Origin of the sequence: Synechococcus sp. NB0720_010 (assembly GCF_023078835.1) — a bacterium.
GTDB lineage: Bacteria > Cyanobacteriota > Cyanobacteriia > PCC-6307 > Cyanobiaceae > Vulcanococcus.
Map to the genome: position 1 here is coordinate 1,065,497 of NZ_CP090898.1, position 21,947 is coordinate 1,087,443.

26 protein-coding genes are annotated in these 21,947 nt (G+C 65.6%); 12 read left to right on the forward strand and 14 right to left on the reverse strand.

What is annotated here, in order from left to right; translation table 11 throughout:
* Positions 1-35: 35 nt before the first annotated feature.
* Positions 36-233: a hypothetical protein gene (locus LY254_RS05640; protein ID WP_010313026.1), complete on the reverse strand. Its 198-nt coding sequence runs from the start codon at positions 231-233 to the stop codon at positions 36-38.
* A gap of 9 nt (positions 234-242) precedes the next feature.
* The gene (def, locus tag LY254_RS05645; RefSeq protein WP_010313028.1) at positions 243-845 is read right to left on the reverse strand and encodes a peptide deformylase; all 603 of its coding nucleotides are present in this window, start codon (positions 843-845) and stop codon (positions 243-245) included.
* A gap of 59 nt (positions 846-904) precedes the next feature.
* Between def and LY254_RS05650 the strand changes: the two genes are divergently transcribed.
* Both LY254_RS05650 and LY254_RS05655 read left to right on the forward strand, forming a co-directional pair.
* Positions 905-2,809, forward strand: a complete 1,905-nt coding sequence (locus tag LY254_RS05650; protein WP_247479504.1) for a prolyl oligopeptidase family serine peptidase — start codon at positions 905-907, stop codon at positions 2,807-2,809.
* Entirely contained in the window at positions 2,809-4,194 is a 1,386-nt protein-coding gene (locus LY254_RS05655) for a sodium:solute symporter (protein ID WP_247479506.1), read from the forward strand. The genes LY254_RS05650 and LY254_RS05655 overlap by 1 nt, the downstream gene beginning before the upstream one ends.
* Here the strand turns inward: LY254_RS05655 and LY254_RS05660 are convergent.
* From LY254_RS05660 to LY254_RS05670, 3 genes are read right to left on the reverse strand one after another with little or no spacing between them, the layout of a single operon-like run.
* A complete protein-coding gene (locus LY254_RS05660) occupies positions 4,164-4,841 on the reverse strand; it encodes a class II aldolase/adducin family protein (RefSeq protein WP_247479508.1) in 678 nt (225 codons plus the stop codon). The genes LY254_RS05655 and LY254_RS05660 overlap by 31 nt on opposite strands.
* Positions 4,834-5,922, reverse strand: coding sequence for an S-methyl-5-thioribose-1-phosphate isomerase (mtnA, locus tag LY254_RS05665; RefSeq protein ID WP_247479510.1), 1,089 nt, complete (start codon positions 5,920-5,922; stop codon positions 4,834-4,836). Before mtnA ends, LY254_RS05660 begins: the two co-directional genes overlap by 8 nt.
* A gap of 41 nt (positions 5,923-5,963) precedes the next feature.
* A complete protein-coding gene (locus tag LY254_RS05670) occupies positions 5,964-6,509 on the reverse strand; it encodes a DUF1543 domain-containing protein (RefSeq protein WP_247479512.1) in 546 nt (181 codons plus the stop codon).
* Here LY254_RS05670 and LY254_RS05675 point away from each other — a divergent pair.
* Complete coding sequence (locus LY254_RS05675) at positions 6,508-7,200, forward strand: trans-aconitate 2-methyltransferase (protein ID WP_247479514.1); 693 nt, start codon at positions 6,508-6,510, stop codon at positions 7,198-7,200. The genes LY254_RS05670 and LY254_RS05675 overlap by 2 nt on opposite strands.
* On the opposite strand, the gene LY254_RS05680 is transcribed toward LY254_RS05675, so the two are convergent.
* Genes LY254_RS05680 through LY254_RS05700 form a run of 5 tightly spaced genes read right to left on the reverse strand, consistent with a single transcriptional unit; the run spans position 7,197 to position 12,371 of the window.
* Positions 7,197-8,474 (reverse strand): SufS family cysteine desulfurase, encoded by a 1,278-nt coding sequence (locus LY254_RS05680; RefSeq protein WP_247479516.1) that lies wholly within the window; start codon positions 8,472-8,474, stop codon positions 7,197-7,199. The genes LY254_RS05675 and LY254_RS05680 overlap by 4 nt on opposite strands.
* Positions 8,471-9,709, reverse strand: coding sequence for a Fe-S cluster assembly protein SufD (sufD, locus tag LY254_RS05685; RefSeq protein WP_247479518.1), 1,239 nt, complete (start codon positions 9,707-9,709; stop codon positions 8,471-8,473). The genes LY254_RS05680 and sufD overlap by 4 nt, the downstream gene beginning before the upstream one ends.
* On the reverse strand, positions 9,709-10,506 hold the full coding sequence (gene sufC, locus LY254_RS05690) for a Fe-S cluster assembly ATPase SufC (protein ID WP_029625992.1): 798 nt from the start codon (positions 10,504-10,506) through the stop codon (positions 9,709-9,711). Before sufC ends, sufD begins: the two co-directional genes overlap by 1 nt.
* 59 nt (positions 10,507-10,565) lie before the next feature.
* On the reverse strand, positions 10,566-12,008 hold the full coding sequence (sufB, locus tag LY254_RS05695) for a Fe-S cluster assembly protein SufB (protein WP_010313045.1): 1,443 nt from the start codon (positions 12,006-12,008) through the stop codon (positions 10,566-10,568).
* A 9-nt stretch (positions 12,009-12,017) separates the two neighbouring features.
* Positions 12,018-12,371 (reverse strand): ferredoxin-thioredoxin reductase catalytic domain-containing protein, encoded by a 354-nt coding sequence (locus LY254_RS05700; RefSeq protein ID WP_010313046.1) that lies wholly within the window; start codon positions 12,369-12,371, stop codon positions 12,018-12,020.
* 243 nt (positions 12,372-12,614) lie between these two features.
* On the opposite strand from LY254_RS05700, the gene sufR reads away from it, so the two are divergent.
* Positions 12,615-13,250, forward strand: coding sequence for an iron-sulfur cluster biosynthesis transcriptional regulator SufR (gene sufR / locus LY254_RS05705; protein WP_247479519.1), 636 nt, complete (start codon positions 12,615-12,617; stop codon positions 13,248-13,250).
* Complete coding sequence (locus LY254_RS05710; RefSeq protein WP_247479521.1) at positions 13,244-13,594, forward strand: hypothetical protein; 351 nt, start codon at positions 13,244-13,246, stop codon at positions 13,592-13,594. The genes sufR and LY254_RS05710 overlap by 7 nt, the downstream gene beginning before the upstream one ends.
* Here the strand turns inward: LY254_RS05710 and LY254_RS05715 are convergent.
* Positions 13,575-14,444 carry a DMT family transporter gene (locus LY254_RS05715; protein WP_247479523.1) on the reverse strand — a complete coding sequence of 290 codons (870 nt, stop codon included), beginning with the start codon at positions 14,442-14,444 and terminating at the stop codon, positions 13,575-13,577. The genes LY254_RS05710 and LY254_RS05715 overlap by 20 nt on opposite strands.
* Before the next feature lie 53 nt (positions 14,445-14,497).
* Between LY254_RS05715 and LY254_RS05720 the strand changes: the two genes are divergently transcribed.
* The 5 genes from LY254_RS05720 (at position 14,498) to LY254_RS05740 (ending at position 18,834) form a co-directional block, all read left to right on the forward strand.
* Positions 14,498-15,112, forward strand: a complete 615-nt coding sequence (locus tag LY254_RS05720; RefSeq protein WP_247479525.1) for a phycobiliprotein lyase — start codon at positions 14,498-14,500, stop codon at positions 15,110-15,112.
* 105 nt (positions 15,113-15,217) lie between these two features.
* Positions 15,218-15,976 (forward strand): phycobilisome rod-core linker polypeptide, encoded by a 759-nt coding sequence (locus LY254_RS05725; protein WP_247479526.1) that lies wholly within the window; start codon positions 15,218-15,220, stop codon positions 15,974-15,976.
* A gap of 153 nt (positions 15,977-16,129) precedes the next feature.
* Positions 16,130-17,194 carry a DUF4912 domain-containing protein gene (locus LY254_RS05730; RefSeq protein ID WP_247479528.1) on the forward strand — a complete coding sequence of 355 codons (1,065 nt, stop codon included), beginning with the start codon at positions 16,130-16,132 and terminating at the stop codon, positions 17,192-17,194.
* A gap of 13 nt (positions 17,195-17,207) precedes the next feature.
* Positions 17,208-17,381 (forward strand): hypothetical protein, encoded by a 174-nt coding sequence (locus LY254_RS05735; protein ID WP_247479531.1) that lies wholly within the window; start codon positions 17,208-17,210, stop codon positions 17,379-17,381.
* Between the two features lie 43 nt (positions 17,382-17,424).
* Positions 17,425-18,834 carry a phosphatidylserine/phosphatidylglycerophosphate/cardiolipin synthase family protein gene (locus LY254_RS05740; protein ID WP_247479533.1) on the forward strand — a complete coding sequence of 470 codons (1,410 nt, stop codon included), beginning with the start codon at positions 17,425-17,427 and terminating at the stop codon, positions 18,832-18,834.
* Here LY254_RS05740 and LY254_RS05745 read toward each other — a convergent pair.
* The 3 genes from LY254_RS05745 to LY254_RS05755 all read right to left on the reverse strand — a co-directional run bounded on the left by LY254_RS05745 (position 18,831) and on the right by LY254_RS05755 (position 20,886).
* Positions 18,831-19,646, reverse strand: a complete 816-nt coding sequence (locus tag LY254_RS05745) for a LysR substrate-binding domain-containing protein (RefSeq protein WP_247479536.1) — start codon at positions 19,644-19,646, stop codon at positions 18,831-18,833. The genes LY254_RS05740 and LY254_RS05745 overlap by 4 nt on opposite strands.
* A 70-nt stretch (positions 19,647-19,716) precedes the next feature.
* Complete coding sequence (locus LY254_RS05750) at positions 19,717-20,586, reverse strand: hypothetical protein (protein ID WP_247479538.1); 870 nt, start codon at positions 20,584-20,586, stop codon at positions 19,717-19,719.
* A 126-nt stretch (positions 20,587-20,712) separates the two neighbouring features.
* Positions 20,713-20,886 carry a hypothetical protein gene (locus LY254_RS05755; RefSeq protein ID WP_247479540.1) on the reverse strand — a complete coding sequence of 58 codons (174 nt, stop codon included), beginning with the start codon at positions 20,884-20,886 and terminating at the stop codon, positions 20,713-20,715.
* Between the two features lie 398 nt (positions 20,887-21,284).
* Between LY254_RS05755 and LY254_RS12970 the strand changes: the two genes are divergently transcribed.
* Together LY254_RS12970 and LY254_RS05760 are read left to right on the forward strand one after the other, a co-directional pair.
* Positions 21,285-21,410: a hypothetical protein gene (locus LY254_RS12970; RefSeq protein WP_256463396.1), complete on the forward strand. Its 126-nt coding sequence runs from the start codon at positions 21,285-21,287 to the stop codon at positions 21,408-21,410.
* A 45-nt stretch (positions 21,411-21,455) separates the two neighbouring features.
* The gene (locus LY254_RS05760; RefSeq protein ID WP_247479543.1) at positions 21,456-21,884 is read left to right on the forward strand and encodes a hypothetical protein; all 429 of its coding nucleotides are present in this window, start codon (positions 21,456-21,458) and stop codon (positions 21,882-21,884) included.
* The last annotated feature ends 63 nt before the right edge of the window (positions 21,885-21,947 follow it).

Sequence of the window (21,947 nt, forward strand, 5' to 3'; positions counted from 1 at the left end):
TGATCGTAAAAGTGATCGCCAGCGGCGCCAGTCCCTCAGGCCGGCTTATTGATCCGGATCGCCACCAGGAGGCTGATCAGCGTTCCCGGCAGGGCCAGGCCCAAGATCGTGCCGGTGGTCTTGACCCCCAGCTCAGGGTCGCCGTAGGCCAACTCGAAGACCGAGCCAGTGGCTGCAATACCCAGCACGCAAGCCAGGGCGAGAAACAGTCCCGCCAGGGGTTTCATCGGCATCTCGAAGGCTCAGGCGATGGTGTGAACGTCGGAGCGATTAAAGCCCTTTTCATTAAGGCCCTCGACGAGCTTCTCCTCGTCGGTGACCCGATCGACGAAGAGCACCCCGTTGAGGTGATCCATCTCGTGCTGGATGCAGCGGGCCATCAGGCCATCGGCCTTCATCCGCTTGGGACGGCCAAAGGCATCGCGGTAGCTGACGTCCACCACGCTGGGGCGCACCACATCCAGATAGACCCCGGGGATGCTCAAGCAACCCTCCTCATAGGTGCAGAGCCCGCCGCCGACGGAGGTGATCTCCGGGTTGATCAAGACCAAAGGAGGGCTGCTGGGATCCTCCAACTCCAGGTCAATCACCAACAACTGCTGATTCACGCCGATCTGGGGAGCGGCCAGACCGATGCCTTTGGCGGCGTACATGCTGACGAGCATGTCGGTCGCCAGCTTGCGCACCGCGTCATCCACCTTGCCGATGCGTCGCGCCGGCTCGCGCAGGACCTCATCACCCAGTTTGTGGATGTCGTAGGGAGGGTTCTCGATGGGCTCCTTAGACACCTGCAGGCGTCCCGAGAGCTCAGCCGAGCGCGCCAACTTGGCGAAGCTATTGGCCAAGACCTGTCCTCAACGGCGTTGCGAACAGCGATTCTAGGAGGCCTAATCGGCCTATTCCGTTGAGCCTGTCCCCACCAGCCACGCTCACTCCCCTCTCCGCCGAGGTGGTGCTGGGGAAAACCCCAAGCCTGAAAGAGCCCGTGCTGCTGGATGGGGCGCTCTATTGGCTCGAGCAGCGTCCCCACGAACAGGGGCGCACCACCTTGATGGGGCGCGCAGCCCAGGGGCAGGAGCCCCGCGAATGCACCCCGGGGGATTGGAACCTGCGCTGCCGCGTCCATGAGTACGGCGGCGGCCCCTGCGCCATCGGCCGGCGCGCCAATGGAGAGGCCGTGGCCGTGTTCGTCCATGACGCCGACCGCTGCCTCTGGCGCCTCGATCTCGATCAACCGGGGGCCGAACCGCAGCGACTGCTCACGCCCCAGGGCAAGCGTTTTGAGGGGGCCCTCGGTGGCGGCCTGATCGACCGGCAGCGGGACCGCTGGATTGGCGTTCTGGAGCGCGACGGCCAAGACCACCTGGTGGCCCTGCCCCTGGCCGGCGGGGAGCTGGTCGAGCTCCATCAGGCCGCGGACTTCTGCGGTTATCCCGCCCTGAGCCCCAACGGAGCGCGGCTGGTCTGGGTGGAGTGGCAGCAGCCGGCCATGCCCTGGGACTGCAGCAGCCTCTGGCTGGCGGATGTCGAGGCCTCCGGCCAGCTGGGCCCCGGCCGGCGCGTTGCAGGCAGCGCTCCCGAGGATCCCAGGGCCATCTCGGTCTTTCAGCCGATCTGGGCCGGACGCGACCTGGTGGTGGCTAATGACCGCAGCGGCTTCTGGAACCTCGAGCGCTGGTCAGCAGCCGAGCAGGACGCGCTGGAGACGCCCCGTTGGCAGCCCCTGCAGAACGAGCAGGCCGAATTCGCCATGCCCCAGTGGGTCTTTGGCATGAGCACCCATGCCTGGGATGGTGAGCGCCTGCTGGCCCTCGCCTGCCGGCAGGGCCGCTGGGAGCTCGGAGAGCTCAAGGACCAAAGCTGGCGGCCGCTCGAGCAACCCTGCAGCGATCTGGCCGGGCTCTGCGCCCAGGCGGGCCAACTGGCCTGCATCGCCAGCAGCCCCACCCTGCCCTCGGGCTTGCTGGAGTTCGACCTGAAGACCGGGAGCTGGCGGCATCAACCAGCGGCCCCCTGCCCGATTGCACAGGAGGCCATCAGCCAGCCCCAAGAGCTGTGGTTTGACGGCCACGGCGGCCAGGCCACCCAGGCCTGGTACTACCCGCCAACCGGCGGTGGCCACAGCGAAGCGCCCCTGCTGGTGAAGAGCCACAGCGGCCCGACCGCCATGGCCCGCACGGGCCTGAACCTGGCCATTCAGTTCTGGACCAGCCGCGGTTGGGGCGTGGTGGATGTGAACTACGGCGGTTCCACCGGCTTTGGCCGGGCCTACCGCGAACGACTCAACGGCCAGTGGGGCGTCGTGGATGTGGCGGACTGCGCCGCTGCGGCCCAGGCCCTGATCGAGCAGGGGCAGGCCCACCCCAAACGGGTGGCGATCGAAGGGGGCAGCGCCGGGGGGTTCACCACCCTGGCGGCCCTCTGTTTCAGCGACTGCTTCTCTGCCGGTGCCAGCCGCTACGGCGTGGCCGACCTGAGTGCCCTGGCGGAGGACACCCACCGCTTTGAGGCCCGCTACCTCGATGGCCTGGTGGGCCCGTGGCCCGAGCAACGCGCGCTCTACGCCGCCCGCTCACCGTTGAACCATGCCGAACGCATGAGCTGCCCGGTGATCTTCTTCCAGGGCCTCGAGGACGTGGTGGTCCCCCCGGAGCAAACCGAGCGGATGGCCGAGGCCCTGCGCAACAAGGGCATCCCGGTGGAGGTGCGCCTGTTCCCAGAAGAGGGCCACGGCTTCCGCAAGGGCAGCACCCAAATTGAGGTCCTGGAGGCGACGGAGGCCTTCTTCCGCGCGCACTTCGCCCTGTAATGGCTGAGCTTCTGCCGGGACTCTGGAGCGCTGACCTCGTCGATGGGATCAGCTGGCTCGTCCTGGCGGGGGGTGTTCTGGCGGGAATCCTGGCGACGGGCCGAGCCATTGGCCGGCGGCTACAGCTGCAGCTCTGGGGCATTCCCGAGGCCCTGGTCGCGGGCGTCTTGGGTCTACTGGTCGCCCCCAAGGGGCCCTTCCCGCTGCTGCCCGAGCACCTGATGGAGCTCTGGGCCCAACTGCCCCTGGTGCTGCTCACCTTGGTCTTCGGCTCCTTGATGCTGGGCAAGCCGCTGCCCAAGCTCTCAGGGGTGCTGAAGCCCGTGGGCGGCCATGTCTCCCTGGCGCTGGTGCTGGCCTTCGGCCAGTACGTGGTGGCCGGGCTGGCGGTGCTGCTGGTGCTGCAGCCCCTGCTGGGCTTCAGCCCGGTGATGGCCTGCCTGATCGAGGTGGCCTTTGAGGGGGGGCACGGCTCCGCTGCGGCCATGGGGGCGAGCTATGCGGCCCTGGGGTTTGAGAGCGGCCAGGACCTGGGTCTGGCCCTGGCCACCGTTGGCCTGCTGTCCTCGACCCTGGTGGGGGGCCTGGTGGTGGTGCTCGGTCGGGCACGGGGATGGCTGGTGGCGGACCTGGCGCCGGAAGCAATCCATGTCGCTCCAGCGGTGGCGAGCGGGGCCGAGGGCCCGAGCAATCTCTGGGCGGCTTGGCTCTGCAACCTGGGCCTGGTGGGCATCGCCGTGGCCATCGGCTGGCTGCTGCAACTGCTGCTGCGGCTCGTGACCGGTTGGATCGGGGGCGGCGTTGCCACGGTGGGCCAGGCCCTGCCGGTGTTCCCGCTGGCGATCCTGGGATCTCTGCTGGTGCGTTGGCTGCTTGAGCGCAGCGAATGCAGCCAGTGGGCCTCCGCCCCGATCCAGAGCGAAGTGAGCACCCTGGCGGCCGATCTCTTGATCGCCTCAGCCACCGCGGGGTTGAACCTGCAGTTACTCCAGGCCAACTGGCTACCGATCACCCTGCTGGCGGGAGCTGGCTTGAGCTGGAATCTGCTGATCTGCCTCTGGCTCGCGCCGAAGCTGCTGCCGAAGGACTGGTTTGAGCGGGCCCTGGTGGAATTTGGCCAGGCCACCGGCGTCGCCGCCTCAGGCCTGCTGCTGCTGCGGATGGCGGATCCGGAGAATCACAGCGATGCCCTGCCGGCCTTTTCGCTCAAGCAACTGCTGCTGCAGCCCCTGCTCTCCGGTGGGGTGATCACGGTGGTGGCCCCCCTGGCCGTGGCCGGCTGGGGACTACCGGCCTGGACCCTGGTCTGCGCAGCGGTGATGCTGCTGGCCGGGGCCGCGGGGCTCTGGATCGCTCAGCTGCCCGAGCTCGAGGAGGCCCGGTAGAGCAGGGTGCGGAACTGGTGGCGCACCTGCTCCATCTGCTCGCCACTCAGCAGGGGTGGTTCGCCGAGGGCCAGGGCCTGCAGGTAGATCCGCGCCAGGGTCTCCACCTCCACCGCCAGGGCCAGGGCCTTGTCGAGGGTGGGGCCCACCGCCACCTGACCGTGCTGGGCCATCAGGCAAGCCAGCCGTCCCTCGAGGGCCTGAACGACCCCATCGGAGAGCTCCTGGGTGCCAAAGGTGGCGTAGGGGGCGCAGCGGATGTCATGGCCACCGGCCACCGCCGTCATGTAGTGGAAGGGGGGGATGTCACGGCCATGGCAGGCCAGGGCAGTGGCGTGGATCGAATGGCAGTGCAGCACCGCCTGCACCTCCGGCCGGCTCGCCAGGACATCGGCGTGCAGCCGCCACTCCGAGGAGGGCCGCCGTTGAGGGCGGCCATCGGCCGGGATGAACAGGGGCTCCCCCTTGAGATCCAGCGCCACCAGGTCACTGGGCTGCATCTGCTCATAGGGCAGGGAGCTGGGGGTAATCAGCATCCCGCCGGCGATGCGCACCGAGAGGTTGCCGGAGGTGCCCTGGTTGATGCCGCTGGCCTGCATGCGCCGGGCGCAGTCGACCAGTTGCTCGCGCAGATCCAGATCAGACATCGCCGTAGAGCTCCTGGAGGCCGGCGGCGCTGGCGGCGACCACACCCCGCTCGGTGATCAGCGCCGTGACCAGACGCGCTGGGGTGACATCAAAGGCGGGGTTAAAGCCCGGGCTGCCATCAGGGCTGAGCTGAACCGTGGTGATCGCCCCCTCGGGGCTGCGGCCCTGAATGTGGGTGACTTCCTCGGGGCTGCGGGCCTCGATTGGGATCTCGGCGACGCCGTCATCGATGGACCAGTCGATCGTCGAGGCCGGCAGGGCCACATAGAAGGGGATGTTGTTGTCCCGCGCCGCCAGGGCCTTGAGGTAGGTGCCGATCTTGTTGCAGACGTCGCCGCGGCGGGTAGTGCGGTCAGTGCCGACGATCACGGCATCCACCTGGCCGTGCTGCATCAGGTGGCCGCCGGCGTTGTCGACGATGACGGTGTGGGGCACCCCTTCGCGGCCAAGCTCATAGGCCGTGAGCGAGGCGCCCTGGTTGCGGGGGCGGGTCTCATCCACCCAGACATGAATGTCCAGGCCAGCGCGGTGGGCCTTGTAGATCGGCGCCAGGGCCGTGCCCCAATCCACCGTGGCCAACCAACCGGCATTGCAGTGGGTCAGCACATTGAGGGTCTGACCGGGCCGAGCGGCCGCCAGCTCCTGGAAGAGCTCCAGGCCGTGCTCGCCGATGGCCTCGCACATGGCGACGTCCTCATCGGCGATGGCGCCGGCCTCAACCTGGGCCGCCTGGGCCCGCTCAGCTGGGGGCAGCGGCGCCACCCGATCACGAACACGCTCCAGCGCCCAGCGCAGGTTGACCGCCGTCGGGCGGGTGGCATTAAGCTGATCAAAGGCCGCCGCCAGGGAGTCATCGCTGGGGTCGACCTGCAGGGCGAGCATCAGGCCATAGGCCCCGGTGACACCGATCAGGGGGGCGCCGCGCACAACCATCGTGCGGATGGCCTCGGCCGCTTCATCGCAGCTGCGCAGCGTGCGGGTGGTGAACTGATGCGGCAGCTGGATCTGATCGATGACCCCGATCGAGCGGCCACCCGGCTCCAGCCAGATGGTGCGCCAGGCCTGGCCGTCGATCTTCATGGGTACCGATTGACTGCACCGATCATCCCCTGCGGCCCCGCTCAGATCGGGCGATAGCCCTGCCAATCGGGCACCTGGAGCTGGCTGGTCCCCTCGGGATCGGGGGAGAGCTGGACATGCCAACGCTCACCACCGAGCAACTCCAGCTGCTCGAGGGCCAGGCAGTCGTCCACAGCGCAGAGGTCGTCCTTGTGCTGCTGCAGCGCGCCGTGGAGCCACTGGCGTTTCGCCGCGGCCTTGGCCGCCTGGGAGCTGCGGGCCACCACCAGGCCGAACTGGTGCAATTCCGCCAGGGAGTCCGGGCGGTAGGCGCCCAGGTTGACGAACCAGAGCCGCTCGGGCCGGGGCGCGGCGGGCTCGCGCCCGAGGCTCACTGCCCAGCCATCGATCGCCCGCACCGCCATGTAGGCATCCAGGTGCAGACCCTCACGCCTCCCGAACCACTGCCGCTTGAGCTCCGGGATCGTGTCCTCGATGCAGTGGCCCGCGACAAAGCGGACGTCATGCAACTCGATCAGGCTGCTGGCGGTGCGTCCACCCAGGACCGCCAGAAATAGGGTTGGGGCGCTGGGGGATGGCGGCGTCATGGACCTGTTTCAGCGGCAGTGGGCCACCTACCGGGCTGTGTTGGATCACGACCTGATGGAGCACCAGGCCATGAGCCTGGCCTGCGGGCAGGTGCTGCGGCAGGTCTGTGCAACGGCCAAGGCCCCCAGCCTGGTGGATTTGGGCTGCGGCGATCTTGGCTTGCTGGCACCGCTGCTGCTGACGTTGCCCCTGGGGCACTACACGGGGCTGGACCTCTGCGCCGAGGTGCTGCCCCTGGCGCAAGCCGCCTTAAGCCAGGCCCCCTTCCCCCGCTCCTGGATGGCGGAGGATCTGCTGAGCTGGGCCAACGCGCCGCAGGCCGAGGCGGTAGAGGTAATCCACAGCAGCTATGCGGTGCATCACCTCCAGCAGGACCAGGACAAGGCCAACTGGCTCAGGGGATGCCGCAGACGCATCACCCCAGGCGGCCGCTTGATCTGGGTTGATGTCTTCCGCGAAGCCGGGGAAAGCCGAGAGGCCTATCTGGCCCGCTACGGGGGGCGGGTGGAGGGCTGGAACGCCCTTCGCCCCGACCAACGCCAGGCGGTGCTCGCCCACATCCAGCGCTTTGATTACCCCGCCGAGCGCGGCGTCATTGAAGGGATCGCCCAGGAGGCGGGCTGGAGCTGGCAGTGGACCTGGGAGGGACACCACGCGGCCGAGGCCATGGCAGTGCTCAGCCCCGCCTAGCTGTGCTCGCGCAGGAAGCTGATGGTTCCCTGCAGTTCCTCCGCGAAGCGATCGATCTCCTCGATCGTCGTGGTGAAGCTCAGGCTGGCCCGGGCTGAGGCACTAAGGCCGTAGTGGCGATGCAGGGGCTGGGTGCAGTGGTGGCCGCTGCGGATGCAGATGCCAGCGGAGTCCAGCAGGGCAGCGATGTCGTTGGCGTGGACACCCTCGACATGGAAGGCCGCCAGGGCCGCCCGATCCGGCTGCTGCTCCGGCGTGGGGCCAAGAACCGTCAGGCCATCGATGGCCTGCAGACGCCCAAACAGATGGGCCGTGAGCTGCTGCTCCCAGGCATGGATGCGATCGAGACCCAGGGCCTGGAGGTAGTCCAGGGCCGCGCCCATACCGATCGCCTCACCGATGGCGGGGGTGCCGGCCTCAAATTTGTGGGGTAGCCCAGCCCAGCTGCTGTGGTCCAGGTAGACGTCCTGGATCATCTCGCCGCCGCCGAGGAAAGGAGGCATGGCCTCCAGCAGGGCCTCCCTGCCCCAGAGGAATCCCATCCCCGTGGGACCGCAGAGCTTGTGGGAGCTGCCCACCAAAAAGTCGGCGTCCAGCTCCTTGACGTTGACCGGCAGGTGGGGAAGGCTCTGGCAGGCATCCACCAGCACCAGGGCACCGGCGGCATGGGCCAGGGCCGCCACCTGGCTGATCGGATTGAGGCAGCCCAGGGTGTTGCTGACCTGCACCAGGCTCACCAGCCGCGTGCGGTCGGTGATCTTGCTGCGCAGGTCCTCTAGGTCGAGCTCACCGCTCTCGCTCAGGCCGGCATGGCGCAGCACGCAGCCGGTGCGATCCGCCAGCAGTTGCCAGGGCACCAGGTTGCTGTGGTGCTCCATCACCGTCAGCAGCACCTCATCGCCCGGGCGCAGGTTGGCTTCACCCCAACTGCGGGCCACCAGGTTGATCGCCTCACTGGCGTTGCGGGTGAAGACGATTTCGTTGGGACTGGAGGCGCCGATGAAGGCCGCAGCCTTGGCCCGAGCCCCCTCAAAGCCCTCGGTGGCGCGGGCGCTGAGCTGGTGTGCGCCCCGGTGAACGTTGGCGTTGTCGTGGTCGTAGTAGTGCCGCAGGGCATCCAGGACCTGATGGGGCTTCTGGCTGGTGGCGGCGTGATCGAGATAGATCAACGGCTGCCCCAAGCAGGCCGTCTGGGCCAGCAGGGGGAAGTCCTGCCGCGTCTGGGCGGCCAAATCAACAGCAGGAACGCTCATCAGGCTGGAGGAGCTGCTCATGCCGATTCCAGCTCCAGCTGTTCCAGGGGGCACCACTGGCGCGCGGGCTCCGGCAGGGCGCGCAGGACCTCTTCGCAGAAGGCGCGCTTCAGCAGGCCGGCGGCCTGCTCCGCGCCAATACCGCGGCTCTGGAGATAGAAGAGCTCATCGGTTTGCAGGCTGCTGACCGTGGCGCCATGGGCGCACTTGACGTCATCGGCGACGATCTCAAGCTCGGGTTTGGTATCGATCCGGGCCCGATCCGAGAGCAGCAGGTTGCGGCTCAACTGCGCCGCGTTGGTCTGCTGGGCTTCCCGGGGCACACGCACAGCGCCGTTAAAGACGCTGCGGCCCTGGCCGGCGGCCACCGCCTTGTGGACCTGATCGAGCTCCCCTTCGGGGCCAGAGAACTGGACAAAGCTGTGGGTGTCAGCGATCTGCTGACCGCCCACCAACTGCAGACCGCGCAGGAGCGAGTGGGCCTGACCCTGGACCTGCACCAACCGCGGCTCGTGCCGGGCTAGTCCCCAACCCGCAGCGACGTTGCTGAGGGCAGCCTGGCTTTCCGGCTCTTGCTCAACGGCGATGTGACTGAACAGGGCGGCATCGCTTTGGCCAAAGGCCACCAGGCCATGGCGCAGCTGGGCGCTGCGGGCCAGGTGGGCCTCGATCACCAGGCTGACCAGACCCGCGGCCCGGGCCTCGATCAGCTGAGAGAGATCCAGCTGGGCTTTCTCCTCCAGCACCAGCAGGATCCGCAGGGGAAGCATGCCCCCGGCGCTAGCGCTGACCAGCTCCAGGGCCGCCGAGGCTCGGCTCTTGACCCGAAGGGCCAGGACCTGCGTGGCGCTGGCCTGATTGAGTTCCACCGGCCAGTGCTGCTGACAGCCCGTGGCCGCCAGGGTGTGGCCCAACCCTTGGGCCAGTTCCGCCTCGCTGAGGACCTCAAGCCCTGCGGGCAGGGTCACCCCCGCCAGGGGATCGCTTTGGCCATCGAGCTGCAAGCGCAGCACGGACCCGCCGGCCTCGAGAGTGGGCTGGGCAGGCTGAGCCGCCGCCAAGGGAAGCGCCTGCAGCAGGCTCAGGTCAGTGAAGCGCCAATCCTCACTGCGCGAGGAGGGAACGCCCTGCTGGGCCAGGGCAGCGCGACCGCGCTGCTGCACAGCCGCCAGGGCACCCGAGGCGGCAGGGAGCTGGGAGAGCCATTGCTCCAGCCAAGCTGCCCGTTGGGTGGGGGCGCTGAGGCTGGCGGTCATCAGGCCACCTCCGCGGCGGCCAAGGCGGCCAGTTCCTGGTCCACCCAGTCGTAGCCGCGCTCTTCAAGCTCCAGGGCCAGTTCTTTGCCGCCGGTGCGCAGCATCCGCCCGGCCGCCATCACGTGGACATAGTCCGGGGTGATGGCGTCGAGCAAGCGCTGGTAGTGGGTGATCAGCAGGGTCGCGTTGTCGGGACTCGCCAACTGATTGACGCCGCCAGCCACGATCCGCAGGGCGTCGATGTCCAGGCCGGAATCGGTCTCATCGAGGATCGCCACCAGGGGATCCAGCAGGGCCATCTGGAGGATCTCGTTGCGCTTTTTCTCGCCGCCGCTGAAGCCTTCGTTCACCGAGCGATCAAGGAAGGCGGGATCCATCTGGACCACCTGCAGCCGCTCGCGAACGAGGTCTTCAAACGCGAAGGTGTCGAGCTCCTCCTCACCCTTCTGGGCGCGGCGCGCGTTGGTGGCCACCCGCAGGAACTCCAGGTTGCTCACCCCCGGAATTTCCACCGGGTACTGGAAGCCCAGGAACACACCCGTGCGGGCCCGTTGCTCGGGATCCAGTTCCAGCAGGTTCTCGCCGCGGTAGGTCACGCTGCCGCCGGTGACGGTGTAGGCGGGATGACCAGCCAGGACCTTGGAGAGGGTGCTCTTACCGCTGCCATTGCGGCCCATCACCGCATGGATCTCGCCGGCACGGATGGTCAGGTTGACGCCCTTGAGGATCTCCTTGTCCTCGACTCGAGCGTGGAGATCCCGGATCTCAAGCAGCACTGGAGCGTCAGGGCGAATCACGGGGAAGGGAGACGAAAGGGAAACAAAAGGCCCGCATCGGGCCGGGGTCAGCGGTGGGCTTAACCGACTGAGCCCTCAAGCTTCAGGGCCAGCAACTTGTCCGCCTCGGCGGCGAACTCCATCGGCAGCTGGTTGAAGACATCGCGGCAGAAGCCGCTGACCATCATCGAGACGGCCTCTTCAAAACCGATGCCGCGGCTCTGCAGATAGAAGAGCTGATCTTCTGAGATACGGCAGGTGCTGGCCTCGTGCTCAACAGCGGCCTGGGGCTGCTGGGAGCGGATATAGGGATAGGTGTTGGCGGCGGCTTGATCGCCAATCAACATCGAGTCGCACTGGCTGTAGTTCTTGGCGCCGGTGGCTTTCGGTCCGATCTGGACCAGACCGCGGTAGCTGTTGGACGAGCGCCCAGCGCTGATGCCCTTGCTGACGATCGTCGAGCGGGTGCGCGGGCCCACGTGGATCATCTTTGTGCCGGTGTCGGCCTGCTGCATGTTGTTGGTCAGGGCCACCGAGTAGAACTCGCCCACCGAATCGGCGCCCTGGAGCACGCAACTGGGGTACTTCCAGGTGATCGCTGAACCGGTTTCCACCTGGGTCCAGCTGATCTTGCTGCGGGCACCACGGCACTGACCGCGCTTGGTCACGAAGTTGTAGATGCCGCCCACACCGTTCTCATCACCGGCGTACCAGTTCTGAACGGTCGAGTACTTGATCGAGGCGTCATCAAGCACCACCAGTTCCACCACTGCCGCATGCAGTTGGTTGGTGTCGAACATCGGGGCGGTGCAACCCTCGAGGTAGCTCACGGAGGCACCCTCTTCCGCAACGATCAAGGTGCGCTCGAACTGCCCGGTGTCTCCCGAGTTAATCCGGAAATAGGTCGACAGCTCCATCGGGCATTCGACGCCCTTGGGAATGAAGACGAAGGAGCCGTCACTGAAGACAGCTGAATTCAGCGCCGCGAAATAGTTGTCGTTGCTCGGGACCACCGTCCCCAGATAGCGCTCGATGAGCTCGGGGTATTCCTTGACGGCCTCGCTGATCGAGCAGAAGACGACACCGTGCTCAGCCAGCTTTTCCTTGTAGGTCGTGGCGATCGAGACACTGTCGAAGACGGCGTCAACAGCGACGTTGGACAGCCGTTTTTGCTCGCTTAGGGGGATTCCAAGCTTGTCAAAGGTTTCCAGCAGCTTCGGATCCACCTCATCGAGGCTGGTCTTCTTCTCTTGCTGCTTGGGGGCGGCGTAATAAACGACGTCTTGGTAGTCGATGGGCGGGTAGCCCAAAGCGGCCCAGTCCGGTTCCTCCATCTGGAGCCACTGGCGATAGGCCCGCAGGCGGAAGTCCAACAGGAAAGACGGCTCGTCCTTCTTGCTGGAAATCAGACGCACCACGTCCTCGCTGAGGCCCTTGGCGATCTTCTCGGTTTCGATGTCAGTGACGAAGCCGTACTTGTACGGCTGGCTGACTAAATCACCAACGGCCTGAGCGTTACTCATGGGTGAGCCTCAACCGCCCGTATGGGCTTTGACGTCTTCCATCGAGATGGTCTGGTTCTCACCGCGGAAGGGATTGTCCTCGGTCAAAAACAGCATGCAGTGGCATTCCTTGCGCTCACGCATCGGCACGCAAGGGCAGTTCCAGAAGGCCTGCGCCACCTCGGCCTCCTTGTCTTCGTAGTGGCGGCAGGGGCACAGAGCGCCGCCCAGCTCGTCCTTGTGACGGGCCAGACCCTCGAGCACGACAGCCGTCACGCTGGGATCGCTGCAGAAATAGGTCCCCGTGCGCTGGGCGTAGGTCTCCGCAAACTTGCGGATCACCTCAAGGCTGTCGCTGGCTGACGGGGAGGGGGCTGCAGACATGAGCGCAGAGACAAAGCTGGAACGGACGTGCCGGGCGAGGACTGGCGCCCAGCGGGGCTGACAGCTCGTCCATCAACAACTTACGAAACACAAGGGTTTCGTAAGTGAACGATAGAGGCCTGAACCGTCAGCAGTGAGTGGTCATTGTTGCGCGTTGCCGGTGCCAATCGGGGGGAGGGCCTTCTCGGCTCACTCGTCAGCGCCCGTTTAGCCGTGGCATGGTGTGGAAGATCGCTTTCCAACATGAGCGTCTCCGCCCAGTCACCGACACGCGAAGCCGCTCTCAGCCTGATGTTGCGGCAGGGGGAGCTCACGGCTGCCCAGCTCGCCGAGGCGCTTCAGGTGTCGGTCCAAGTCATGCGGCGCCATCTGCGCTCCTTAGAAGACGAGGGTTTGGTGGAAGCCAGTCCCGCCAGCGAGGGCCAAGGTCGGCCCAGCAACCGCTGGCGCCTGACTAGCCATGGACGCGGACACTTCCCCAACGGCAGCGAACATTTCGCCCTGGGCCTCCTGAGCTCGATGACCGCCAACCTGCCCAGCGGAATGGTCGAGGAGCTGCTCGAGCGGCAGGCCAGCGACAAGGCCGAGGACTACCGCAGACACATCGGCGCCGGCACGGTCCTGGAACGGCTGGAGCGCTTGGTGGAGCTGCGGCGGCGAGAGGGTTACGTCGCCGAGTTCCACGCCGAACCAGGCCAGGACAGCTGGGTACTGAGCGAGTTCCACTGCTCGGTTCAGTCCATCGCCCAGCAATTCCCCTGCGTCTGCGATCAGGAACTGGAGCTGATCAGACAGACCTTCCCCGATTGCAAGGTCGATCGGGTCCACTGGCTGCTCGAGGGCAACCAGGCCTGCGGATTCCGCCTGACGCCGTGCTGAGCGAAGGGGACCTCAGCGAACTCGAGAGCACGCTGCTCCCGGCCTTCGAGCGCCATCACCTGCGCCTGCTGGCCCATAGCCTGCGCTGCCTGCAACAGGCGGCCGCCCAAGGGGAAGACCTACCGGAGGGGGCCCGTCTGAGCGCCTGGGCCGAGCAGCAACCCAACCTGGCGGTGGACCCGACCTTTATTCCGGTTCTGGTGGAGCAATTGGGCAAGGCCTCAGCCCAGCTGGCCAGCATCGGCAACGACCTCGGAAAACCCGCGCTGCAGCTGGAGATCGCCGACCTGGTGCGCTGGGGACAACGGCAGGCCGATGCGCGGCTTAAGCCACCACACAACTGACCCCAGCCAGGCCCATCAGGGCCGCCAGGGCCCCTCGCCAGCAGGGGCGGTCCCCCTCCAGGGAGGCCAAGGGGAGCGCCATCACCGGAGCGGTCGCCAGGAGTGACACCGCCAACGCCCCCGGCAACTGCTGCAGGGCGGTTTGCTGCAGGGCAATCCCGGCGCTGGTCCCCAGCAAGGTAGCGAGGATCCCCAGGGGCCAACGCCGCCGCTGCGGGAGCGGCCCCTGACGTCGCTGCAGCAGAGACGGCAGCAGCGGCAGCAGGACGAGAGTTGCGGCCAAGAGGCGCAGCGCGGCCGCCTGCAGCGGATCGATCGCACCGGAGCGCAGGGCCGCCCTGGCCAAGACGGCTCCGCCACTGCCGAAGGCTAAGGCCCCCAGGGCCAGCGCAACCCCCAGGCCCCAGGCCCGCGAGCGAGGAGCCCCGGCATCATGGCCTGCCACCAGAGCCAGGGCCGCTGTGATCAGGGCAATCCCCAGCCATTGCAGAAGGCTGGGGCTCTCGGCCAGAGCCGCCATGCCCAAGAGCGCCGTCACCGCGGGACCGCCCGCATCAAGGGTCAGAGTGCGCCGGGTTCCGATGCGGCGCAGGGCGGCAAAGAAGAGGCTGTCGCCAATGGCAATGCCGAGAACCCCACTGGCGACCAGCAGCCAGAAGGCCCAGGGATCGCTCCATAGGAAGCCAACGCCGGACGCGCCCAAAAGCGGCAGCAGCAACAGCAGCGCCAGAGCGTTTTTAAGCAGATTGAGCTGGCTGGCGCTGAGGGCCGTTGGCAAGCGCCGCCAAAGACTGCTGGCAAGGGTCCAACACAGGGCTCCCGCCAAGGCCGCCAGGACTCCGCTGAGCACAGCTGCAGGAGACGACTACGGCTTGCGATCATCGCTGCATCTGCTGCAGCGCCGTGACCCTTGCGATTGAGGATGCCCTCAGCTTTTTCCAGCTGAGCTGCGGCCGCTGGCGCTCCCAGCGCAGCGTCCATCACCTGCTGCACCGCCGCGCCGAAGCCGGAGGCTCGCTGATCGTGGTGGAGGAACTGGAGCGCACGGACCAGCGCCTGGCCGAGATCGCCGCACTCCACGGCCAGGATCCGGCTGGCCTGGTGGGGGGCTGCTGGGTGCGCTGGAGCGCCTCGATGGCCTGGGACAAAGCCGGCGAGGACCACACCGGCGAAAGCGTGATCGGCCTGATCCCAACCGACGAGCGCGGCCGCTCTGGACTGCTGTTGCGGGATCTGGGCTACGCGGAGAAAGCCCCCGCCAGCTCTCTGTTCTCGATGGATGAGCGGGACGGCCTGCTGCTGAGCACGGAGTACGAAACGATGAACGTCTGGGAGCGGTTTGCCTTCGCCGGCCCCAACGTCCGCGTGCGCAGCAGCACGGTCGAGGGGCTCTCCAACAACGCCTCGTTCTGCATCGAAACCCGCTGCGAGGTCAGCGGCAGTGAGCAACCCAGCGCCAAGCCCCAAAGCGCCGAAAGCACCAGTGCGGAGCCGGCCTTGTCGCTGCTGGGCTGGTGAAACGAATCGGTGTGGAACGTTACGGACTGTGAGCCCTGAAAGGGACGGCGGAGTTGAGCCCGGAACACACTTCTACGATCGTCCCCGACGGATGCCGAAGTTCGAGTGGCCCTTCCTCTTCTGAAGTACGCGCCCACCACGCAGAACTCGCGTGTTGAAGGCCTGCGTGTGGGCTCGGATGAGGATCCGAAAGCCGTATCCATGGACAAGGCCATGGACCGCGAAGACCAGAACTTCGTGATCGAAGCGGCTTACCGCCAAATCTTCTTCCACGCCTTCAAGGTGGACCGTGACCTCACCCTGGAAAGCCAGGTGCGGAACGGCCAGATCACGGTGCGCGATTTCATCCGCTCGCTGTGCCTCTCGGACACCTTCAACCGCAGCTTCTACACGCTGAACAGCAACTACAAGGTGGCTCGCCACCTCGTCGAAAAGCTGCTGGGTCGCCAAACCCACGGCAAGGCTGAAGAGATCGCCTGGTCCGCTGTGCTGATGACCCGCGGCGTCAAGGGCATGGTTGACGACATCCTCGACAGTGAGGAGTACCTGAACGCCTTCGGTTACGACACCGTTCCCTACCACCGCAACCGCGTGGTCGGCAGCCGTGACCTGGGCGAGACCCCCTTCAACATCACCAGCCCCCGATACGACGCCTACTACCGCGGCATCCTCGGGTTCCCCCAGATCGTTTACACCGGCACCGCCCGCAAGCTGCCCGAGCGCTCCCTGCAGCGCCGCGGTGGTTTCCCGCAGGACTACATGCCCTGGGTGCGCACTCTGCCTGCCCTGCGCGGTGCCAACGCCAGCGGCAGTGCCGATATCGATTACCTCTCGAAAGTCCCCTACCGCAGCCTCGGCCGCTGATCTACGGGCCAGGACTTCTAAAGCGGCGGATGAACCGCCGCTTTTTTTGTGTTTCCACACCGGAGGCAGTCACGGGATCCTGACCACGACTGCCGATTGCACAAGGGATCGGGGAAAGTAAGTCCATTGATCCCGAAAGGAATCGGAAGCACTGTGACCCAAGCCCTGACCTCATTGGCCCGCATGACCTTGCGCCAGCTGCGCCAGGTGGCCAGTGAACTGGGCGTGACGCTCTACAGCCGCAAAACCAAGGCTGAACTGGTCGATGCCATCGGCGAGCGCCAGGCCGACATCAGCAGCGTCGAGCAAGAACACAGCCCTCCGCCGAAAACCATCGACAGCACGCGCGTCGTCTTTCTACCGCGTGATCCCCAGTGGGCCTATGTCTTCTGGGAAATCTCTGAAAGCGATCGCCAGCAGGCCTTCAAGGATGGAGCCAGCCAGCTCTGCCTGCGGGTCGCCGATGTCACTGGGGTGAGCGATGGAGGCGTGCACCCGCACACCCTGCAGGAAGTGCCCGTCGATAGCCACGCCACCGAGTGGTACCTGCCCGTGCCGCTCAGTGATCGCGACTACCGGGTCGAACTTGGCTACCGGGTCAACGCTGGTGGCTGGATCTCCCTGGCCTATTCGTCGATCGCGCGGGTGCCTGCGCTCCACCCCAGCGAACAAATCCTGGATCAGTTCGTTCCCTTCTCGCTCGAGGCCCCGCTGGGCCAGGTGGATGCCGCTGGGATCGCCAGCCAACCCGCCACCACTCCAGACAACGGTCTGCACGAGCGCCTCTATCAAACCGCCACCAGCTTTGGACGGACGATGGGACGGGGCTCGGAGGCCTTCCATGAACTCGAGGGCGCCAGTGGCTCTGGCCTCAACGCGTCCGGTGCCGGCCTCTGGGCCAGCGGCCGCAATGAATCCGGCAGTGGCGTGGTCGGTCAACGCAAGCGCGCCTTCTGGTTGGTCGCCGATGCTGAGCTGATCGTCTACGGAGCCACCGATCCCTCCGCCCGCCTGAGCATTGGCGGCGAGGAGGTTCCCCTCTCCAGCGACGGCACCTTCCGGGTTCAGGTCCCCTTCCGCGATGGCGAGCAGGTCTATGCCATCGAGGCGATTGCGGCCGATGGCGAGCAGAAGCGCAATATCACCTTGAATTTCGATCGCAGCACACCCGAGGACAACAGCAACCCCAGCGACCAAGCTGTGGCCGAGTGGTTCTGAGCACAGGTCCGCAATGAAAGCCGTCGTTGCCTTCACCCCGATGGCGGGAGCCGTGCTGTTCCCCATCGCCGTTCCCCTGCTGATGGTCAAGGTGGGTATTGGCGCCGGGGTCCTGGCGGCGGTGCTGATCAGCAGCCTCTGGTTTGGCTCGATGCTGCTGACCTCAGAAATGCCCGAGCACGGCTGAGGCACCAAGGGAACACTGGCTCCAGATCCCTCTTGAGACGTTGATGCTGCAGCGGCCCGCTTTCAGCAGCCTGCTAACCCTGGCCTGCCTGCTGCAGGGCTGCGGCAGCGCCGGGCAACTGATCGGCGCCGAGCAGGCGCCAGCCCTGGTGCAGCACCCACAGATCAGGGCAGCCTTCAACCACCGGGAGGACCGCGGCTACATCAGCCCGATCAGCCGCCAGTGGCGAGCGGGTGAGGACCTCGAGGCGCTACTGATCGAAGCGATCCGCTCTGCAGAGTCCGAGGTTCTGATGGCCGTTCAGGAGCTCTCCCTCCCGGCCATCGCCCAGGCCCTGGTCGAGCAACACCGACGGGGCATCCCGGTAAAGGTGGCTCTGGAGAACCTCTACAGCCAACCCTGGAGCAGCCAGCACGAAGCCGAGCTCAGCCCCCATCAGCGGCAACGCCACCGGCAGCTGCGCGCCTTAGCAGACCAAAACGGCGACGGACAACTCTCGGAGACCGAGCGGCAGCAGGGCGATGCCGTGGCCATCCTGCAGCGCGCGGGCGTCCCCCTGCTGGATGACACCGCCGATGGCAGCAAGGGCAGCGGCCTGATGCACAGCAAGTACCTGGTGGTCGATGGGCAGACCGTGGTGACGGGGTCGGCCAACTTCACCGCCTCAGGCCTCCATGGGGACCCGGGCGCGCCCCGAACCCGCGGGAACGCCAACCACCTGCTGCAGATCGAGAGCCCAGCTTTGGCCGCACTCTTCCGCGAGGACTTTGAGCGGATGTGGGGAGACGGGCCCGGCGGGCAACCCGATAGCCGCTTTGGCCTGAGGAAAGGTCAGCACGCGCCTCAGCGCATCCGTGTGGGAAGCAGCGAGGTGGAGGTGCTGTTTGCGCCCCATCGCCGCAGTGATCCCAACAACGGGCTGGCCTTGATCGCTTCCGTCCTCGCGGAGGCACGGGAGAGCATCGATCTAGCCCTGTTTGTCTTCTCCGCGCAGTCACTCACCGACCAAATGGCCGAGCGACTGGCGCAGCAGGTGCGGCTGCGGCTTGTTGCGGATCCGGGCTTTGCCAGCCGTCCCTTCTCTGAAGTCCTTGATCTCCTGGGGGTCGCCATGGCTGATCGCGACTGCAAGATCGAGACGAACAATCAACCGCTCGAGCGGGCAGCCGAAGGCATCGGCACACCGCAGCTAGCCCGCGGCGACAAACTGCACCACAAGTTCGCTGTCATCGACGGCAAGACCGTCATCACTGGCAGCTTCAACTGGTCGCCGTCTGCCGCCCATCAAAACGACGAGGTACTCCTCGTAATCCGCTCCCCGCAGGTCGCCGCCCACTTCACCCGTGAAATGGATCGCCTCTGGCGCACTGCCGATCTAGGCATCACAGAACGACTGCGGCGCAAACTCGAACGCAACCGCCAGCGCTGCGGCAGTGGCGTGGAGCGGATTTAGGCCGGCAGGATCTCGAGCTCGGGGTAAGCCGAACGCATCGACTCCAGGCGCGCGCGCAAGTGCTCGAGCAACGTGAGAAATCGCGGATGATTTGCAAAGCGACGCGGCACCACAACGCTGTCGCCAACCGTCAGTGGAATCTCAATCGGCAAGATCACTTTTGGAGTGCGGTACAGACCAAGAGAAAAGGCATGGGCGTAGCCGACCGTGACTTCATCGGCGGTTCGGCCTTCCCAGGCCTCATAGGAATAACGGCGGACCGACGAGGGGGAGTTCCACAATCCCAATCCCTCGAACGCTTCCTGAGACTTCGGAAACGCTCCGTCGGGCAACGCCAAGCAGGGAAATTTCCGGACATCCTCCAGGGTGATGGCTGAGCCCAGGCGGGTCAGCGGGTGACCGGGGGAGACCACCAAATGGGTCGGCAAACGATCGAGATGAATAACAGCGAATTGATCATCATCGTCGCCTGGTACATCAGGAAAGCCGGCAATCCAAACATCCAGAACACCACGCATCAACAGACTCAAAGGAGTGGTGACATCAAGACAATCAAAGGCGCCACAGAGCCACCCCTTGGGGGGGGCATCGAGCAATAACGGGCCGGAATAATATTGCGCGTCGATTCGCAGGGGGAGGTCCCTTTTCCAGCGGCAATCTTGGTGAACTTGCCGCTCTAAATCGAGCAGCGTGCAATCCCCCTCCAGCTCCCATTCGCCCTCGGCTTTTCTGGCCTCCAAGCCAAAGGCCGCCGCGGCACGCCGCGCCTTTCTGGACACCGAGGCTTGATCCAAGTTGAGCCGTTGGGCCACCCGATCACCGGTGCGCAACCAGATCAGGTAATCCAGGCAATCCAGTTCATCGAGTCCAATCATTGGCCGCTCAACAACTGACCAGCTCAGGGCGAGACGCCGACAGGGACTGAGCACGCGCACGCAGCTGAGCCACGAGCTGCACAAAGGCGTCGCTGTCCGCGAAACGGCGCTTCACCACCAGGGAATCCCCCAAGGTCAGCCCTGTGGAGAGAGGCAAGGCAACCTTGGCCCCAGCAAAACAGGCCACGGTGTGGGGACTGCCGTAGCTGATGGTGAGTTGATCCTCGGTGCGCCCCTCCCAACGGCGCGGGTCATGGCGCGTCGTTCCCACTGGAGTGCGCGCCAAACCCAAACCCTTCAGGTGCTGCTGCATCTTCGGGAACGCACCATCGGGCAGGGAAAGGACCGGGAATCCCCGCAAATCCTCCAGGGTCAAATCACCTGACGACTCCAGCAGAGGGTGCGCATGATCCACCAAGAAATAGGCGGGGTAACGGCTGAGGGGGATCACCGCAAACCTGTCGTCCTCCTCCGGCAGATCGGGATGGCAACCGATCCAGACGTCCAAGATCGACTGGCTGAGCAACACCATCGGATAGGGAATCCCCATGAAGTCCGATCGACCGCAGACCCAAGGAGCAGAGATCACCTCGAGATAGGGAGCACCAGCCCCGTAGATCCCGTCAATGCGCAGGGCATCCTTCCGTTGCCAGCGAGCGAGCTGATGCACCCCCCTCTCGGCATTCAGGAGCGAGAGATCCCCATCCAGGCTCCACTCCCCCTCGAGCTTGCGGGCATCCAGGCCAAGGGATTCGGCGACAGCTTTCGCGTTACGGGAAATGGTGGATTGACTGCAGGAGAGGCGAAGCGTGGCCTCCTGACCTGAGCGCAGCCAAATCAAGTAATCCAGGCAGGACAGACCAAACGGGTCAAACATGAGTTGAAGCCCAGGGCTCGACTGGCTGCCTCAAGTCAGTTCCCCAAGTTCATCGTTGGAAAACCTAGAGATCGCCTGGCCCCTGTTAGTACAGGTAGATACAAAACGATGGCGGACCCAAGGCTGCTAGCCCCGCCGCCAGCGCCAAAGCCCCCAGAGGAGCAGGACCAGCAGCATCCAGGGCAGCAGGGCACGGAGCAACAGCGCTGCCAGCAGCAAGGCCACCGCAGAGACAGCAACGCACTTGGTTAAAGCCTTGGCCTCATCGGTCATGAAGCGCCAGCGCGGCAGAAGAGGCATCGCTCCCACGGCAATGGAGCCTCCCTTTTAGCCAGGGGCCATGAAGAAGGGCGGCCTGTTGGCCGCCCTTGGCACCCGAGCGCCCGAACAGGGGCGTTCTGTTGGTGTCTGCTGCTGTTCTAGGAGTGCTCGCAGAGCAACACCATGAGTAAAAAAACCGGTCTCTTCAGCGTCCTGAGCCATAAAAAAGACGCTGGCCCCCCAGCGCCTTCAGTTCCCCATCCCCATCGGAGATGCACACACGTTATGGAGCAGATCTGCGCTGCGCTATCGGTATAAACACCGGCTTTCAACAGTCCTAGGAACACAGTCTCTTCCAACTGTTGAAACCAAAGCAGAGCTTTTGAGCCCTGCCACGCAGAGCCGCGTTACTTGAGGGTGACCCCGCTGCTCTAGCCATGCGGATCCAACGCAAAGGGCACTATCTGCTGTTGTTCTGGCAGAGCAAGCAGGACGGATGGATCAACACCCTGATGATTGATCTGCTGCATCCCGCGCGCAGCAAAAAGATGGTTCTGGGCTAGGCGCCGCGATTTCGATCCAAGATGGATGCCAGTGAGCCCGGCCCCATGGTGTCCCTGCGTCAGCTGCTGCCCCTGCCCCTTGCCGCTGCTGCAGTTCTGAGCGGCGGAGCGGGGCTGGCGGCTGACCCCTACGTTCCCTTCCCCAGTGAAGAGAGCCTGAAGGAGTTGCAGCTGATCACCATCAGCTGCGCCCGCGACAACAGCGCCGCCAGCTGTTCACGGTCCCGAGAGCTCGCCGATCCACTGATGGATCACCCCCGACTTCCCGCCAGCTGCAAGGACCTGCTCTGGAGCATCATTGAGAAAGCCAAACCCGCCGCAAGCAACAGCTATCAACGGCGGGAAGCCTTAAGCGATCCAGCCCAGCGCCTGCTTTTGGTCTGCCGCAGCCTGGAGTTGGCCAAGCCCGAAGCCAACCAGCCCCAAGCCCCTGACAGCCAGAAGAAGAGCGGCTTTGGCTTTGGCGGGAGCTAGTTGCGCCGCATCACCTCTGGAATCAAGAACATCGGTCTAACTTGGTGCCCCCTCGGCTCTCAC